We start from the raw sequence: 16,146 nt of genomic DNA, 5'->3' as shown, positions 1-16,146 counted from the left end.
CGGCCGGGGGAGCTCATACCGGCGTCCTCGCCTTCTCGAAGAGTGCGAGCAGGTCCGCGCCGAGCTCGTGGGGGGCGGTCTCGCACGGGCTGTGGCCCGTCCGGTAGACCGCGATGGACGCGCCGAGCTCGCGGGCGAACCGGCGGTGCAGGGTCAGCGGCCAGACGTCGCGGGCGCCGACCGCGACGCTGATCGGGAACGGTGACCGCCTGAGACCCGGCCCGACCGCCGGCGTGTGCCGCATCAGCGCGATGATCTGGCGAAACGCGGCGGGACGGGTGCGCGCGAGGCGCTGCTCCACGAACCGCTGCCGCGCCGGTGGCACACCCTGCACGTTCGCCTCCAGGCTCCAGCGCATCGCGAGGGTGATCGCCGACGCGGGCAGCACCCGGCTGAGCGGCCCCAGCCCACGCACGCCGCGGAAGGCCTGGCCGGCCAGGGGCGGGGTGCTGAGCAGGCTGAGGCTCGCGACGAGCTCCGGGCGGCGGGCCGCGACCCTGGCGGCGACGATGCCCGCGAAGGAGTGGCCGAGCAGGTGGACCGGCGTGGCGCCGTGCTCCAGGAAGGCCTCCAGGTCGTCCTCGAACAGCCGGTAGTCGTACGAGCGCCTGGGCGGCGAGAGCCGCTCCGGCCCCGCGTCCGACGACTCGTACTGACCCGCCAGGTCGAAGCTCTCGACCCGGTAGCCGGCGTCGGCGAGGTCGATGAGCTGGAAGTGGAAGTCCTCCTTCGAGCCAGTCACCCCCGGCACGAGCACCACCCGCGGCCCGTCGAGGGGGCCGGCGCTCAGCGCGGCGAGCGAGCCGCTGGGTGCGGCGAACCTCCAGGGCGTCGCGCAGTCGGGTGGGACCGACCAGTCGATGTCGGGGAGCAGCCGGTCCGCCGCGACCGCGGCGCGGCGCCGTGCTGCACCTGCGCCGTCCTGCTGCACGTCCGTGAGGTGCGCCATGGTCGGCTGCTCAGACCGACGCCGGCGCTGCCGACCGCTCGGGTGCCCGGCTCGGCGACCGGAGGATGCCGGGGCGCGCGCCGAGGAAGCGCAGGACGTTCTTCGCGTTCGCGGTGGCGAACGCGATGCACTCGCCGACGTCCGCCGCCTGCGCGTAGCGGGCGAGGAACCCGGAGGCGAACGCGTCGCCGCAGCCGGTCGTGTCGATGACGTCGTGCACCACGCCGTCGACGTGGACCGTGATCTCGCCGGCCGTGTCGCAGAACGCGGCGCCGCGGGCGCCGTCCGTGACCAGGGCTCCGGGACCCAGGGCCGCGACCGCCGCGGCGAGTGCGCCGGCGTCCCGCTCGTGGCTGCCGAGCAGCAGGCGAGCCTCGTCGCTGTTCATCGCGAGGAGGTCGCAGCGGGACAGGAGCGAGAGCAGGGTCGGTCGCTGCCGCAGCTCGCTGCCGGCGGGGCTGAGGAGGACCTTCGTGCCCGCAGCCGCGGCGACCGCCAGCGCGTCCGCGAGCAGCCGGAGGTCGCCGGCGAGCGAGGAGGCGTAGAGCCAGTCGGCCCCGGTGATCGGCGTCAGGTCGATCGATCGGGCCCCGTCGTCCGGTCGGCTGCCCCGGTGGTTGAGGATCGTGCGCTCACCCGACGGGGAGAGCAGGATCACCGACAGGCTCGGCACGCGGCCCGGCTCGATCAGCACGTGCGAGACGTCGACGCCGTCCTCCTCGAGCGACTCCAGGATGCGCGCGCTGTCGTCGTCGGTGCCGAACGCCCAGAGGAACACGCTGTCGAGCCCCTGCCGGGCGAAGGTCGTGGCGGCGTTGGCCGCGTTCCCGCCCGTCGTCACGACGATCTCATCGAGGTCGAGCTTCACCCCGAGCGGCAGGGTCAGCACGCGGCCGCCCGGCCCCAGGTGGGGGACGAACGCGGCGGGGCAGGTGACGAACAGATCGGTCGTCGCCTTGCCCAGCGCGACCATGCGGGGACGCGCCGCGCTCACGCGCGGGCCGCCTGTCCGGTGCCGGATCGCTCCGCCATGTCCCGCTCCTCTCCGCACGCCTCCCGCGCACGCTAACGACCTGGCCGCGGGAGGGGATGGGCCCTTCGGCAGGGGGCTGCGGGACCTTCGGCCCTGCGCGCTGATCGGACCGGCCGGAACGGTGCTCCCGGTGGGCCGAGCGGTCCGACCGGGAAGGAAGGGCGAGCGACATGGACGAGCACGTGCCGAGGTTCGATGGCAGGACGGTCATCGTGACCGGAGCGGGGTCGGGGATCGGGAGGGCGACCGCGGAGCGACTCCTCGCGGAGGGCGCACGGGTCGTCGCGACGGACGTGGTGGCGTCCCGGCTCGAGGAGCTGGCCGCCGCGGCCCGCTCCGACCGGCTCGTCGTCGTCGACGGGGATGTCTCGGACGGCGGCGTCATCGCGCGGATCGTGGCTGCCGCAGGATCCCGGATCGACGGACTCGCGAACGTCGCGGGGATCATGGACGGCTTCCTGCCGACCGCCGAGGTCGACGACGCCACCTGGGAGCGGGTGATGACGGTGAACGTCACGGCGCTGATGCGGCTCAGCCGTGCGGTGCTGCCGGTGATGGTCGCCGCCGGTGCCGGCTCCATCGTGAACGTCTCGTCCGAGGCCGGTCTGCGCGGCTCCGCGGCCGGCACGGCCTACACGACCTCGAAGCATGCGGTGATCGGGCTCACGCGGAGCACCGCGTTCTACTACACCCCGTCCGGCGTGCGATGCAACGCGGTGGCGCCCGGGCCGGTCGCCACGAACATCGAGGCGCCGTTCAAGTCGGCGGCCGCCGCCGAGCGCGTCGGTCCGGTGCTGGCGGCCACCGTGCCGTCCGTCGCGACCGCTGCGCAGCTCGCCGCCGCGATCACGTGGCTCCTGAGCGACGACTCGGCGAACGTGTCGGGAGCCGTGCTCGCCTCGGACGGGGGCTGGGCCGCGATCTGACGGGGTGCTGCGGGACGCGGGTTGCGGGCGTCCCGCGTCCCGCAGCAGCTGTCAGCCGCGGACCTCGATGAGGTTCCGCACCGCGGTCACGTGCGGCGACGTCCATGCCGCCCGCTCAGCCTGGCTGCGCTCGGCGAACGAGCGCACGGTGCCGGTGAGCACCGCTTCGGTCCCGTCGATCCGCACGTCGACGTGCGCCGCGTCCACGGCCGCGTTCCGGCGGATGGCGTTGCGCACCCGCTCCGCGGCATCCGGCGCGGATGGCCGGCGCGCGAGCTCGATGCGGCTGTCCACCGCCCGAGCGCCGCGCGCGTGCTCCGCGATGCGCCTGGCGGCCCTCCGCTCGTACTGGAAGCGGACCGTGCCGAGCAGGGTCACCACCCCGTCGCGGACCGTCGCGTGCACCGCATCGTGCGGGACCTCGACCGAGTCGCGGAACCCGCGCTGCACGGCGTCCGCGATGTCGCTGTCCGAGATGCGGCTGCTGTCGGGGAGGCGGACCTCGAGCTCGTCCGCCACGGCGGTGACGCCGCGCACCCGGAGGGCGGCCTTGACCACCGCCTTCCGCTGTGGGAGGTCTGACACCGCGCCGTCGAGCGTCACGGCGCCGTCGTGCACCGATACGCCCACGTCAGCGAGGTCGAGGCCGGCGATCCACTCGAGCTCCTCCGTCACCTCGCGCTGCACGTCCTGGTCTGTCCTGTACTGGGGAGTCGTGGTCATGCGGGCACACTGGGGCGTCGCGGCCCGGTCGGGCAGGGCCGAAGGTCCTCGAGCAGCGAGGTCCGGCTTGCCACAGCGGCACTGCAGGACCTTCGCCCCTGCGACGCGTCGTCGGGAGCCCCGCACCATCAGGGCATGGACACCCCTGAGACCGCTGACGAGACCCGCGTCGTCGTCGGCGTGGACGGATCCGACGACTCGATCGGAGCGCTGCGCGCCGCGGCCAGGGCCGCCGAGCTGATGCACGCGACACTCGTCGTCGTCACCGCCTGGTCGCAGGCACCGACCTTCGGGCGCACGCCGCTGTGGCTCCCGGACTTCCGACGGGAGATGGAGCACGTCCAGGCCGCGGCGATCGACGGCGCGTTCGGCGACCGGCCACCCGCGGCACTGCAACGTGTCGTGCACGTCGGCGCCCCGTCAGCGGCGCTCGTCCGGGAGAGCGAGAAGGCGAGCCTCGTGGTGGTCGGGCGCCGAGGCCACGGCGGGTTCCGCTCGCTCCTGCTCGGCTCGACCGCCATGTCGACGGTGGTGCACGCCGCCTGCTCGGTGCTCGTGCTGGGCGGCGGGGCCCGGATCAGCCCGACCGACGCGGTGGACGAGCCGGGAAGCCGGCGGGTGGTCGTGGGCGTGGACGGCGAGGCACCGTCGATCCACGCGCTCGCCGCCGCCGACCGCGCCGCCGAGGTGCTGGACGCCCGCCTGGACGTCGTCACGGTCTGGCCGCGGTTCGCCGGCGAGCTGGACGGGACGGACGACCTGGACGACGCGCTCGGCTCGGTGGCTCGTGCCCAGCAGGAGGCGGCCGTCGCCGTGGCGGTCGCGCCCTCGCGGCGTGGCACCGTGCGATACGTCGTGCGCGAGGGCGGCGTCTCGGCGGTGCTCGTCGACGAGGGACGGAGCGCCGATCTGCTCGTGGTCGGCATCCGCAGCCGCAGCGCACTCGTCGAGGCCTTCACCGGCGCGGTCGCGATCACCACTGCCGCGCACGGCGACTGCCCCGTCCTCGTCGTCCGCGGCCCCGTGGCGGCGCGCCGGCCGACCTCGTGACCGGATCGGTCGGCGATCCGGGTCCTTCGGCACTGCCGAGCCGCGGTCGATCGAGCGAGGGTCGAGCGCATGCGCACGATCGATCGCCCATCGCCGGTGCTCCGGCGGACCGATGCAGCTGATCCGATCCCGCCCGCGTTCGCCTTCCCGCGCCCGCTCAGCGGCGCGCGGTCCGAGTCGGGCGTGCTCCGGACGGTCGTCCTCGATGTGCGGGGAGGCGGCCCGGACGCGGTGCTCGCCGACGCGCTCGCCGAGCGCGGCATCCGGGTGCTGCGCCTGCTCGATCTGCTCGGCGACGTCCTCACCGATCAGCATGTGCTCCGTGCGCTCGCCGAGCGGGTGGCCGCGCTGGAGGCGTCCTCCCCGGCGACCCGGGCGCGCATCGTCGCGACGCTCACGGACGCCGCGGGCGCCGAGGCCGCATGGATGATCCTGCGCGGGATCCCCGCCACCGATCGGGACCGGGATCCTCGGTCACCGGACCGGGCGCAGTACCTGGCGCTGCCGCTGTCGGCATCGCGGTCGCTGCGTCAGCCGCTCGTCGCGGCCGGGGTCCGGCCGTTCGCGGCCCTGCTGCCCGGCCGGGAGGCGCGTCGCGCGATCGCCGTCCACGGGGTCATCGCCGCGGCGCACCCCGCGTTCGCCGAGATGCGTCCGCGCCGGTACCGCCCCGACCCCGAGCTGCCCCGGCACGACGCCGGGGTGGACGGCGACGACGTGCAGACGGCTCCCGACGGCAGCGTCGTGGTCGGCGTCGGACGGCACTCGAACCTCCGCGGCGCCCGGCAGCTCGCGCTCTCGCTGCTCGCCGAACCCGGGGTGCCCCGCGTGCTCGCGGTCTCCATGAAGCCGGCGCCGGTCGACCGCCTCGACCAGCTGGTCGGGTTCCTCGACCGGCGGACCGCCCTCGTGCATCCCGCGCTCCTCTCGGACGACGCCGTCACCTGGGAGCTGCGGATGGGGGAGGACCCGAGCGGTCCCGCCCTCGTCGCCGTCGCCCCGCGCCCGTTCCGGGACCACCTGCCGAGGATGCTCGACGAGCGCCCGGTCGTCCATCGTGTCCCGGCCGGCGGCCACGGCCCGCAGCACTTCCTCGTGACCGGCCCCGGCGGCGTCCTCACCGCATCGCCCGTCGGCGACCCGACGAGCCTCCTGCTGCACCGGGCGGGTGTCGACGTCAGCGGGCTGCCGGGCGAGCACGAGCCCGAGCAGGTGATCCGGTCCGGAGGCCTGCGGCGCGTGGTCCTGCCCGTGGAGCGGGATGCGCTCGAGCCGGGACCAACGGCCCTGGACCGGTCCGCCGCCCGGCGGGACGCTGCCGCCGATCATCTCCGCGGGGTCCCCGCGGACGCGTTGGAGGAGCCATCATGAGCACGACCACCGGAACCATCCGCGAGCGTCCGGCACCGCTGTCCGATCGCCACGCCGAACGGGTGGTGCTCGCCACCGACGGCGGCCTCGCCGGCCTCTCGGCGATGCGCTGGATCGCCGATCGGGCGGCCACGCACGCCCTGGAGGTGACGGCGCTCGACGTCGTCGACGTGCCGGAGCGCCCGGGCTGGGACACCGGCCGGCCCCACTGGGCGGCGGATCGCGCCGTCAACCAGGTGACCGACTACCTCCACTCCGCCGCCGCCTCGGTCGTCTGCACGGCGAGCGTGGTCGCGGGCGACCCGTTGACCAGGATCACCGCGGCCGCCGAGGACGCGGACCTCCTCGTGCTCGGCACCAACCGCGTGGGCATGTCGCGGCATCTCGTCGCCTCCTTCTCGACGAAGGTCGCGCAGGCGGCGAGCTGCCCGACGGTCGTCGTGCCGCGCGGATGGGAGCGCTCGGGCGGACCGGTGGTCCTCGGCGTCGAGGGCGACGGCAGCGACGACGGCGCGCTCGACTTCGCCGCGCACGAGGCGGAGGTCCTCGGCCGTGAGCTCGTCCTCGTGCACGCGTGGCAGCTCACCGGCACACCCCCACCCGCATACGCTGCCGAGATCGACCGGAAGGCCGCGGAGGCCGCGGCCGGGGGCCGCCTGAGCGCCGTTCTGGACCGGGCCGTCGCCCGCTATCCGCACCTGCGCGTCGCCCCGCTGCTCGAGCACGACGCACCCGTCGCCGCGCTCGTCCGGGCCGAGCAGGGCGCATCCCTGATCGTCGTCGGCTCGCACGGCCTCAGCCGGATCGACCGGGACCTCTCCGACTCCGTGAGCCGAGGGGTCCTGGAGCGCCCGAGCTGCCCGGTCGCGATCGTGACACCCGACCGGGTCGCGGGCTGACCCGGGCCGGGCCGATGCGGCGGACCGGGTCGGATCGACCCGACCCGGCCCCGCCGCTCACGCCGCCTGGCCGGATCCGCCGACCTGCACGCGCCTCGGCTTCGGCAGCTCGGTGAAGGGCACCACGATCTTCAGCACGCCGTCGTGGAAGTCGGCCGAGATCGCGTCCCGGTCCGCCTGCTCCGGCAGCACGATCCTCCGGTAGAGGCTCGAGCTGGTCTCGCGCACGACGTACTGCTTCGTCCGGTCCTCCTCGCGCTCGTGCCGTTCGGCCTGGAGCACGAGGGCGTCACCGTCGATGTCGACGCTGATGTCGTTCCGATCGAAGTCCGGCAGGTGGGCCTCGACGGTCATGCTCGAGTCGTCCTCCGTGTAGACGTCGATCGCCGGCCGCCGTTGGGTGCGCAGCGGCCCGATCAGGCCGTCCTCGAAGAACTGCTTCTGCAGGTTCGCGAGCTCCGCCAGCGGGTCGAATCGGATCAGGTTCCTGGGCATCGGTCTTCCTCTCGTCGGTGTGCCGGGACCGGCACGCAGTGCACGGTAGGAGCCGCTTCCCGCCGGCTGCAGGGCCTTTCGGCCACCCTCTCCGCCCGGGATGCAGGAGGCCCTCGTCGAGCGCGAGCGGACGCGACGGGAAGCGCTTCGGCGGTCGGGCAGGACCTTCGGCACTGCTCGCCGTCCGCCCGCGACGGCAGGCTCCTGGCGCCGCCGATGCCCGGCGGCGCCGAGACGAACGGAGCGTGGCAGTGATGACGATGACGACGACGACGGACCATGTCGAGCACCTCGACGAGGCCGAGTGCTGGCATCGCCTGCTCGGCGCCCAGGTGGGCAGGCTGGCGTTCGACGGACGGCACGCCGTCTCCATCGTCCCGCTGAACTACGTGGTCCGCGGCCACAGCCTGCTGTTCCGGACCGTGTCCGACGCGGACCTGCTCACGCCGCAGCGCCGGCCGGTGGCGTTCGAGATCGACGGCTGGAGCAGCCGGACGGCGTGGAGCGTCGTGGCCCAGGGCGACCTGAACCCCGACCCCGACCCCGATGTGCTCGCGCGGGAGGCCGAGATCGGGCTGGCCCCGTGGGCGCCCGATGACCGGGGACCGCGCTCGACGGTGGTCGAGCTCGTCGTCCGCACGGTCAGCGGCCGGTCGTTCCCGCGTCATCCGCGCTCGGACGTCCCCTGGTACTGGTGACCGGCTCGGACGACGGGCAGCAGCGGGGCCGACCGGGTGATCCGGCCGGCCCCGCCTCCTGTCACACCGCGACGTCGGGGAGCACCAGCGCGGGTTCGGTGAGGACGTCCGCCGCGGCCGCCGCCTCGAGGGAGTCCTCCTCGGTCACCAGGTACCGCATGGTGCGCAGCACGCTGTCGGGCTCCAGGCTGATCGCGTCGATGCCCTGGCGCACGAGGAATCCCGCCACCTCCGGGTAGTCGGACGGCGCCTGGCCGCAGAAGCCCGAATGGATGCCCGCCCGCCGGCAGCCGGCGATCGCGAGCGCGAAGAGCTCGAGGACCCCTGGATCGCGCTCGTCGTAGTCGAACGCGACCATCGCGCTGTCCCGGTCCACGCCGAGCGTCAGCTGCGTCAGATCGTTGGAGCCGATCGACATCCCGTCGAACCGCGCGGCGAACGCGTCGATCTGGATGACGTTGTTCGGGATCTCGCACATGGCGTACACCTGCAGCCCGTCGACGCCGCGCTCGAGCCCGAGCTCCTTCATCCGCTCGAGCACCGAGTCGGCCTCCGAGACGCGCCGGACGAACGGGATCATGGGGATCACGTTCGCGAGCCCCATCTCGGAGCGCACCCGGCGGATCGCCCGGCACTCGAGGGCGAAGCCCTCCTCGTACGCCGGATGCCCGTAGCGGGCTGCGCCGCGGAAGCCGAGCATCGGGTTGTCCTCGCGGGGCTCGAAGTCGGTCCCGCCGAGGAGGGCCGCGTACTCGTTCGTCTTGAAGTCGGACATCCGCACGACGACCGGCTTCGGCCAGAAGGCGGCCGCGATCGTGCCGATGCCCTCCGCGAGCCGGTCGACGAAGAAGGTCGCGCCGTCAGGGGAGCCCGCGGTGAGCGCCGCCAGCCGGCGCCGCACGTCCGCGTCCTGCACGCGCTCCGGATGCAGGAGGGCGAGCGGATGCGCGCCGATCCACTGGTTGATGACGAACTCCATCCGGGCCAGCCCGACGCCGTCGACCGGGAGGAACGAGGTCGAGAACGCCACCGACGGGTCCGCGAGGTTCACCATCACCTTCGTCGCGGGGCGGGTCAGGCCGCTCAGGTCCGTCCGCTCGACCGAGAAGGGCACGTCGCCCGCGTAGACGGCGCCGGTGTCGCCCTCCGCGCAGGACACCGTGACCCTGGCGCCGTCGGGGATGTCCGCCGTGCCCGTCCCCGTGCCGACCACAGCGGGGATGCCGAGCTCGCGGGCGACGATCGCCGCGTGACATGTCCGCCCGCCGCGGTCGGTGACGACCGCCGCCGCCTTCCGCAGCACCGGCTCCCAGTCCGGGGTCGTCGTCTCGGCCACGAGCACGTCGCCGGCCTCGAAGTCGCGCAGGTCGGCGAGGCGCCGGACCCGGCGGACCGTGCCGGAGGCGATCCGCTCGCCGACCGCCCGGCCCTCGATCATCGCGGCGCCGTGCGTGCCGAGGTGGAAGGTCTCGAAGCTCGTGACGGACGTGCGGCTGGCGACGGTCTCCGGGCGCGCCTGGACGATGTAGATCTGTCCGTCGACCCCGTCCTTCGCCCACTCGATGTCCATCGGGCGCCCGTAGTGCTCCTCGATGGTGAGCGCGCGCTCGGTGAGGGTGAGCACCTCGGCGTCGGTGAGGCAGTAGCGCCGTCTCGCCTCGTCCGGGGTCGGCTCGTTGCGCACGGGCGGGTTCTCGCCGACCGGGCCGAGCACCATCTGGATCGCCTTGCCGCCGAGCCGGTGCCGGAGCACCGCTCTCGATCCGATCGTGAAGGTCGGCTTGTGCACGAGGAACTCGTCCGGGTCGACCGCCCCCTGCACGATGTTCTCGCCGAGCCCGTAGGCGCCGGTGATGAACACCACGTCGCGGAACCCGGACTCCGTGTCGAGCGTGAACAGCACACCCGAGGACGCGAGGTCGGCCCGCACCATCCGCATCACCGCGACCGAGAGCGAGACCGAGAAGTGGTCGAACCCGCGGTCGAAGCGGTAGTGGATCGCCCGGTCCGTGAACAGGCTCGCGAAGCAGCGGCGCACCGCTTCGAGCAGCGCCGCCTCACCACCGATGTTGAGGTAGGACTCGTGCTGGCCCGCGAAGCTGACGTCGGGGAGGTCCTCCGCGGTGGCGGACGACCGCACGGCGAGCCGCACGTCCTCGCCGTACTCCTCGCGGAGCCGCCGGTACCCGTCCCGGATCCCCTCGGCGATCTCCTCGGGCAGGCCGGCGTCGTGCACGATCCGCCTGGCGGCCGCCCCGCGGCGCTGCAGGTCGGCCACGTCTCCCGGATCCAGGCCCTCGAGCGCCGCCCGGAGCGGCCCCCAGGCGCCTGCGGCCTCCAGTGTCCGGCGGTAGGCGCCGGCGGTGACGGCGAAGCCGTCGGGCACGAGCACGCCGGCGCCGATGCGCGCGAGCTCCCCGAGCGAGGCGGTCTTGCCTCCCACCGAGGGGACGTCCTCGAGCGTCAGCTCCTCGAAGAACCGGATGTAGGGATCGGACATGGGAGTTCCTTCCTCGGGCGTATGGGCGGTCACGCAACCCACCCCGCCGGTGACGGGGCAGAGGCGAAGGTCCCCGCGCGGTCCAGGGGCCGAAAGGCTCTGCCGGACGGCCGTCCCGGGCGGCACGCTGCGCGGAGGACACGGGGAGGACGCACCATGACCGAGGACACGGCCGGCCGGACCGACCTCCAGCACCTCAGCGAGCAGGAGTGCTGGGAGCGCCTGGCGCGAGCGGAGGTGTGCCGGCTCGCGTTCCTCGCGGACGGGCGCATCGAGGTCGTCCCCGTGAACGTCGCGCCCCGTGGCCGGCGGCTGCTGCTCGGCAGCAGGCCCGGCTCGATCGTCAGCCGCGCGATCGGCGGTGCCGTCACCTTGGAGGTCGACGGCTGGACCGACGACGACGCGTGGAGCGTCGTCGTCCGGGGTCCGCTGCTGCCCGTCCCCGTGGACGATGACCGCGCGCCCGTCGACGCGTGGGCGCTGAAGGACGGGGCGGTCCGCCGGATCGAGGTGCTGCCCATCGAGGTGCAGGGCCGGCGGTTCGACCGCCACCGGACGACGGCGGCCTGACGCCGCGCGGTCCGGCTCCTCCCGGGGCGCCCGGGACGAAAGGCTCTCCACCTGCGGGCACGCACGCGGCACCCTCCTCGTGGGAAGGGAGCCCGCTATGACGCTGACCACGCACGATCGGACCACGCTCGAGGAGACGCCCGATCCCTGGCGCGGCTTCGCCGGCACCGGATGGCGCGAGGCGATCGACGTCCGCGACTTCATCCAGGCGAACGTGCGCCGATACGACGGCGACGCCTCGTTCCTCAGCGGCCCGACGGCCAGGACCACGGCGCTCTGGGGGAGGATCGCCGAGCTCCTGCCGAAGGAGCGCGCCAAGGGCGTCCTCGACGTCGACTGGATGACGCCGTCCTCGATCACCGCCCACGGCCCCGGCTACATCGATCGGGACGCCGAGCTGATCGTCGGGCTGCAGACCGACGCCCCGCTGAAGCGGGCGATCATGCCGTTCGGCGGGTGGCGGCTCGTGATGGCCGAGCTGCGCACCTACGGCTACCCCGTCTCCGACGAGCTCAACCGGATCTTCAGCGAGTACCGCAAGACCCACAACGACGCCGTGTTCGACGTCTATCCGGACGCGGTCCTGAAGGCCCGGCACTCGCACCTCATCACCGGGCTGCCCGACGCGTACGGCCGCGGGCGCATCATCGGCGACTACCGGCGCGTCGCGCTCTACGGCGTCGACGCGCTGATCGAGGCCAAGCGGGGGGAGCGGGCCGAGCTCGACCACTCGTGGTCGAGCGAGGAGGTCATCCGCGACCGCGAGGAGGTCGCCGAGCAGATCCGGGCGCTGCAGGAGCTCGAGGCCATGGCCCAGTCCTACGGCTTCGACATCGGCCGGCCGGCCGCGACGGCGCGCGAGGCCATCCAGTGGCTGTACTTCGGCTTCCTCGCCGCCGTGAAGGAGCAGAACGGCGCGGCGATGTCGATCGGCCGCAACGCGGCGTTCCTCGACGTCTACCTCGACCGCGACCTCGCCGACGGCGTGCTCACCGAGACCGACGCGCAGGAGCTCATCGACGACCTCGTCATCAAGCTGCGGATCGTGCGCTTCCTCCGCACGCCGGACTACGACGCCCTGTTCTCGGGCGACCCGACGTGGGTCACCGAGACGCTCGGGGGCATCGGCGAGGACGGGCGCCACCTCGTCACACGGACCGCGTTCCGCTACCTCCAGACGCTGAACGACCTCGGCTCGGCGCCCGAGCCGAACCTCACCGTGCTGTGGAGCCCGGCGCTGCCGGACGGCTGGAAGCGGTTCTGCGCCGAGACCTCGGTGCGCACCTCCGCCATCCAGTACGAGAACGACGACCTGATCCGCGGCGCGTGCGGCGACGACGCCGCGATCGCCTGCTGCGTGTCACCCATGCGGCTCGGCAAGCAGATGCAGTTCTTCGGCGCACGGGTGAACATCGCGAAGGCGCTCCTCTACGCGATCAACGGCGGCCGCGACGAGCTGACCGGCGAGCTCGTCGTCCCGGGGCTCGAGCCCATCACGGGCGACCGGCTCGATCACGACACCGTCTGGAACGCCTATCTCACCGTGCTCGACTGGCTCGCCGGCCGGTACGTCGAGGCCCTGAACTGCATCCACGCGATGCACGACAAGTACGCGTACGAGCGGATCGAGATGGCGCTGCACGACCGCGAGATCCTTCGGACGATGGCCTGCGGGATCGCCGGGCTGAGCGTCGCGGCCGACTCGCTCTCCGCGATCCGCTTCGCCGAGGTGCGCCCCATCCGGAACGCGGACGGCCTCGCGGTCGACTACGACGTGCGCGGCACCTTCCCGTCCTACGGGAACGACGACGACCGCGCCGACGCGATCGCCGTCACGATCGTCCAGCGGTTCATGGGGATGCTGCGGCAGTACCAGACCTATCGCGGTGGGACCGTCACGCAGTCGGTCCTCACCATCACCTCGAACGTCGTCTACGGGGCGTCGACCGGCGCGACCCCGGACGGGCGCGCGGCCGGGGCGCCCTTCGCGCCCGGGGCGAACCCGATGAACGGCCGCGACACCCACGGCATGCTCGCCTCGGCCCTCAGCGTCGCGAAGCTGCCGTTCGCCGACGCGCAGGACGGCATCTCGCTCACCTCGACGATCGTGCCGACGGGGCTCGGCCATGACCTGCCCGAGCAGGTCGGCAACCTCGTCGGGCTGCTCGACGCGTACACGGCCGCCGGCGGCTACCACCTCAACGTCAACGTGCTCCACCGCGAGACCCTGCTCGACGCGATGGAGCACCCGGAGTCGTACCCGAACCTCACGATCCGGGTCTCCGGGTACGCGGTCAGCTTCATCCGCCTCACGGAGGAGCAGCAGCGCGATGTCATCAGCCGTACGTTCCACGACGCCCTCTGATCGGCCGCCGCGCCTGCTCGCCGAACGCCGTCGCGGCGACGTCGCGATGGTGCACTCCTGGGAGCTCGTGACCGCGGTCGACGGGCCCGGAACGCGGATGACGCTGTTCCTGAACGGCTGCCCGCTGCGCTGCCTGTACTGCGAGAACCCCGACACCTGGCGTGCCCGGGACGGCGTCCCCACCACGCTGACCGAGGTCGTGGAGCGCGTCCGCCGCTACCGCCCGGTGTTCGACGCCACCGGGGGAGGGCTCACCGTCTCCGGCGGTGAGCCGCTGCAGCATCGCGTGTTCGTGGAGCGCCTCTTCACCGAGTGCCGTCGGATGGGGGTCTCCACCGCGCTCGACACCTCCGGCTTCCTCGGGGCGAAGGTGCCCGACTCGATGCTCGACGTCACCGACCTCGTGCTGCTCGACGTCAAGTCCGGGCTGCCGGACACCTATCGCGCGGTCACGGGCCGCGCGCTCGAGCCGACCGTGCGGTTCGGTGACCGGCTGAGCGAGCGGGGTGACCGCATGTGGGTCCGGTTCGTGCTCGTGCCCGGCCTCACCGATGCTCCGGAGAACGTCGACGCCGTCGCTCGCATCGTGCAGCGGTGGCGCACCGTCGACCGGATCGAGGTGCTGCCGTTCCACCAGCTCGGCCGGCACAAGTGGCACGACCTCGCGATCCCGTACGCGCTCGAGGACACCGCCGGCCCGGATGACGCCCTGCTCGAGCGCGTCCGTGGCCGGTTCCGCGAGCTCGGGGTGCCGGTGTTCTGACCCGCCGCCGCAGGCCCGGTCGGCGACCTCGGCTCGGGCCTTCGGGCTGCCGGCCGGGCCGGGCCGTAGTGCCCTCCCGCTGCTGCGGGGTGCCCCGGAGAGTCGTCGGATGAGCACGACTGGGCTGACGGTCGCGGAGGCCGGACGCCGGTTGGCTGCCGGCGGCCGGAACGAGGTGGTCCACCCGAGGCGGATGTCCATGTGGTCCACCCTGCTGATGCAGCTGCGCGACCCGCTGATCCTCGTGCTGCTCGGCGCGTGCGTGCTGACCGTCCTGACGGGCGACCTCACCGACGCGGCGGTGATCGCGATCGTGATCGCCGCGAACTCCGTCGTCGGCGGGGTGCAGGAGATCCGCGCCGATCGGGCGATCACGGCGCTGGCGCAGCTGAGCGCGCCGTCGGTGCGGGTCCGGCGAGGCGGGGAGGACGTCTCCGTGCCGTCGTCGGAGGTCGTGCCGGGTGACGTCGTGCTGCTGGCGGAGGGCGACATCGTGCCGGCGGACGGCGAGCTGCTCGAGGCCTCCTCCCTCCTGCTGGACGAGTCCGCGCTCACCGGCGAATCGGTCCCGGTGGCACGTGGAGGGCCGGACGGCGAGGCCGGGCCTGAGCAGGTGTCGGCCGGAACGGTCGTCGTCAGAGGCCGGGCGGTCATGTCGGTGACCAGGACCGGGGGGGACAGCGCGCTCGGCCGGATCTCGGCCCTGCTGGACACCCGCCCGCACGCCACGCCCCTCCAGCGACGGCTCGCGGGCCTCGGCCGGGTCCTTGCCGCGGTCGCCGTGGGCTTGTCGATCGTGGTGCTCGCCGCGGGCCTGGTGCGTGGCGAGCCGCTCGAGCTCATGGTGGTCACGGCGGTCAGCCTGGCCGTGGCCGCGGTGCCCGAGTCGTTGCCCGCCGTGGTCACGCTCGCGCTCGCCCTCGGCGCGCGGCGGATGGCGGACCGGTCGGCGATCGTGCGCCGGCTGCCGGCGGTGGAGACGCTCGGCTCCGTGACCGTGCTGGCGACGGACAAGACGGGCACCCTCACGCACGCGCGGATGGTCGTGAGCGAGCTGTGGACGCCGCAGCGGACGGTCCGGCTCGACGGCGACGGGTACGAGCCTCGTGGCGCGGTGACCAGCGGGGGAGCACCGCTGCAGCCCGGGTCGGTGCCGGACGTCATGGACCTGCTGCAGGCCTGCGCCCTGTGCAACGACGCGTCGCTGCACCCGCCCGAGGTCCCGGGGGAGCGGTGGAAGGGGATCGGCGACCCCACCGAGGTCGCCCTGCTGGCCGCGGCGGGCAAGCTCGGCATGTCCCGGGACGGGCTCGAGCGTGACCACCACCGGGTGCGGGAGGTGCCGTTCGACAGCCGTTCGCAGGCGATGACGACCGTGCACGCCGTGCCGGGGGATGGGGATGCGCTGCTGGTGGTCCAGAAGGGGTCGCCGGAGGCGGTGCTCGCGCGGATGCCCGAGCCGTCCGATCAGGCGGCCGGTCGAGCGGTCCTCGAGGTGGCCGGGGACTACGCGGCACGCGGCTTCCGGGTGCTCGCGGTGGCCTCCGGCCTGATCCCGGCGGGAGCGCCGATCGGATCCGCGCGACTCCGGCTGCTCGGCCTGGTCGCGATCGACGACCCGGCGAAGTCCGACGCCCTCGCCACCGTCCGGGCGTGCCGGGCCGCGGGCATCACCCCGGTGCTCATCACCGGGGACCACCCGGCGACGGCCCGCGCTGTCGCACGTTCCGTCGGCATCCTCGACGGGGTCGAAGGGACGCCGGAGCCCGTCGTGACCGGGCAGCAGATCGCGGACGGATCGGCA

Annotated in this window: 14 protein-coding genes; 9 read left to right on the top strand and 5 right to left on the bottom strand. The window is 73.7% G+C overall.

The genetic code is table 11. The features are described from left to right. Positions 1–13: 13 nt before the first annotated feature. Both VIG76_RS08425 and VIG76_RS08420 read right to left on the bottom strand, forming a co-directional pair. A complete protein-coding gene (locus VIG76_RS08425) occupies positions 14–949 on the bottom strand; it encodes an alpha/beta fold hydrolase (protein ID WP_331953085.1) in 936 nt (311 codons plus the stop codon). 10 nt (positions 950–959) lie between these two features. Next, positions 960–1,943, bottom strand: a complete 984-nt coding sequence (locus tag VIG76_RS08420) for a carbohydrate kinase family protein (RefSeq protein ID WP_331953083.1) — start codon at positions 1,941–1,943, stop codon at positions 960–962. 209 nt (positions 1,944–2,152) lie between these two features. Here VIG76_RS08420 and VIG76_RS08415 point away from each other — a divergent pair, with 209 nt between their 5' ends. Beyond that, positions 2,153–2,908 (top strand): SDR family NAD(P)-dependent oxidoreductase, encoded by a 756-nt coding sequence (locus tag VIG76_RS08415; RefSeq protein WP_331953081.1) that lies wholly within the window; start codon positions 2,153–2,155, stop codon positions 2,906–2,908. A 51-nt stretch (positions 2,909–2,959) separates the two neighbouring features. Here VIG76_RS08415 and VIG76_RS08410 read toward each other — a convergent pair whose 3' ends face one another. Continuing rightward, positions 2,960–3,631: a BON domain-containing protein gene (locus tag VIG76_RS08410; protein WP_331953079.1), complete on the bottom strand. Its 672-nt coding sequence runs from the start codon at positions 3,629–3,631 to the stop codon at positions 2,960–2,962. A 135-nt stretch (positions 3,632–3,766) separates the two neighbouring features. On the opposite strand from VIG76_RS08410, the gene VIG76_RS08405 reads away from it, so the two are divergent. From VIG76_RS08405 to VIG76_RS08395, 3 genes are all read left to right on the top strand, one after another. Then, positions 3,767–4,681, top strand: coding sequence for a universal stress protein (locus tag VIG76_RS08405; protein WP_331953077.1), 915 nt, complete (start codon positions 3,767–3,769; stop codon positions 4,679–4,681). Positions 4,682–4,750: 69 nt separating this feature from the next. After that, positions 4,751–6,052 carry an arginine deiminase family protein gene (locus VIG76_RS08400; protein ID WP_331953075.1) on the top strand — a complete coding sequence of 434 codons (1,302 nt, stop codon included), beginning with the start codon at positions 4,751–4,753 and terminating at the stop codon, positions 6,050–6,052. Continuing rightward, positions 6,049–6,951, top strand: coding sequence for a universal stress protein (locus tag VIG76_RS08395; protein ID WP_331953073.1), 903 nt, complete (start codon positions 6,049–6,051; stop codon positions 6,949–6,951). The genes VIG76_RS08400 and VIG76_RS08395 overlap by 4 nt, the downstream gene beginning before the upstream one ends. A 57-nt stretch (positions 6,952–7,008) precedes the next feature. Here the strand turns inward: VIG76_RS08395 and VIG76_RS08390 are convergent, their stop codons facing one another. Next, positions 7,009–7,446 (bottom strand): Hsp20/alpha crystallin family protein, encoded by a 438-nt coding sequence (locus VIG76_RS08390; RefSeq protein ID WP_331953071.1) that lies wholly within the window; start codon positions 7,444–7,446, stop codon positions 7,009–7,011. A gap of 254 nt (positions 7,447–7,700) precedes the next feature. Here VIG76_RS08390 and VIG76_RS08385 point away from each other — a divergent pair, with 254 nt between their 5' ends. After that, positions 7,701–8,144, top strand: coding sequence for a pyridoxamine 5'-phosphate oxidase family protein (locus tag VIG76_RS08385; protein WP_331953069.1), 444 nt, complete (start codon positions 7,701–7,703; stop codon positions 8,142–8,144). A gap of 61 nt (positions 8,145–8,205) precedes the next feature. Here the strand turns inward: VIG76_RS08385 and ppsA are convergent, their stop codons facing one another. Continuing rightward, the gene (gene ppsA / locus VIG76_RS08380; RefSeq protein WP_331953067.1) at positions 8,206–10,644 is read right to left on the bottom strand and encodes a phosphoenolpyruvate synthase; all 2,439 of its coding nucleotides are present in this window, start codon (positions 10,642–10,644) and stop codon (positions 8,206–8,208) included. Between the two features lie 156 nt (positions 10,645–10,800). Between ppsA and VIG76_RS08375 the strand changes: the two genes are divergently transcribed. From VIG76_RS08375 to VIG76_RS08360, 4 genes are all read left to right on the top strand, one after another. Next, complete coding sequence (locus VIG76_RS08375; protein WP_331953065.1) at positions 10,801–11,214, top strand: pyridoxamine 5'-phosphate oxidase family protein; 414 nt, start codon at positions 10,801–10,803, stop codon at positions 11,212–11,214. Positions 11,215–11,311: 97 nt separating this feature from the next. After that, positions 11,312–13,579: a formate C-acetyltransferase gene (pflB, locus tag VIG76_RS08370; protein WP_331953063.1), complete on the top strand. Its 2,268-nt coding sequence runs from the start codon at positions 11,312–11,314 to the stop codon at positions 13,577–13,579. Continuing rightward, the gene (gene pflA, locus VIG76_RS08365) at positions 13,545–14,342 is read left to right on the top strand and encodes a pyruvate formate-lyase-activating protein (RefSeq protein ID WP_331953061.1); all 798 of its coding nucleotides are present in this window, start codon (positions 13,545–13,547) and stop codon (positions 14,340–14,342) included. Before pflB ends, pflA begins: the two co-directional genes overlap by 35 nt. Before the next feature lie 109 nt (positions 14,343–14,451). Then, positions 14,452–16,146 (top strand): cation-translocating P-type ATPase (locus VIG76_RS08360; RefSeq protein WP_331953059.1); only part of this gene is annotated, 1,695 nt, incomplete at its 3' end.

Origin of the sequence: Amnibacterium sp., assembly GCF_036559085.1 — a bacterium.
Taxonomy (GTDB): Bacteria; Actinomycetota; Actinomycetes; order Actinomycetales; family Microbacteriaceae; genus Amnibacterium.
This window is presented reverse-complemented; position numbering and strand designations above follow the sequence as displayed.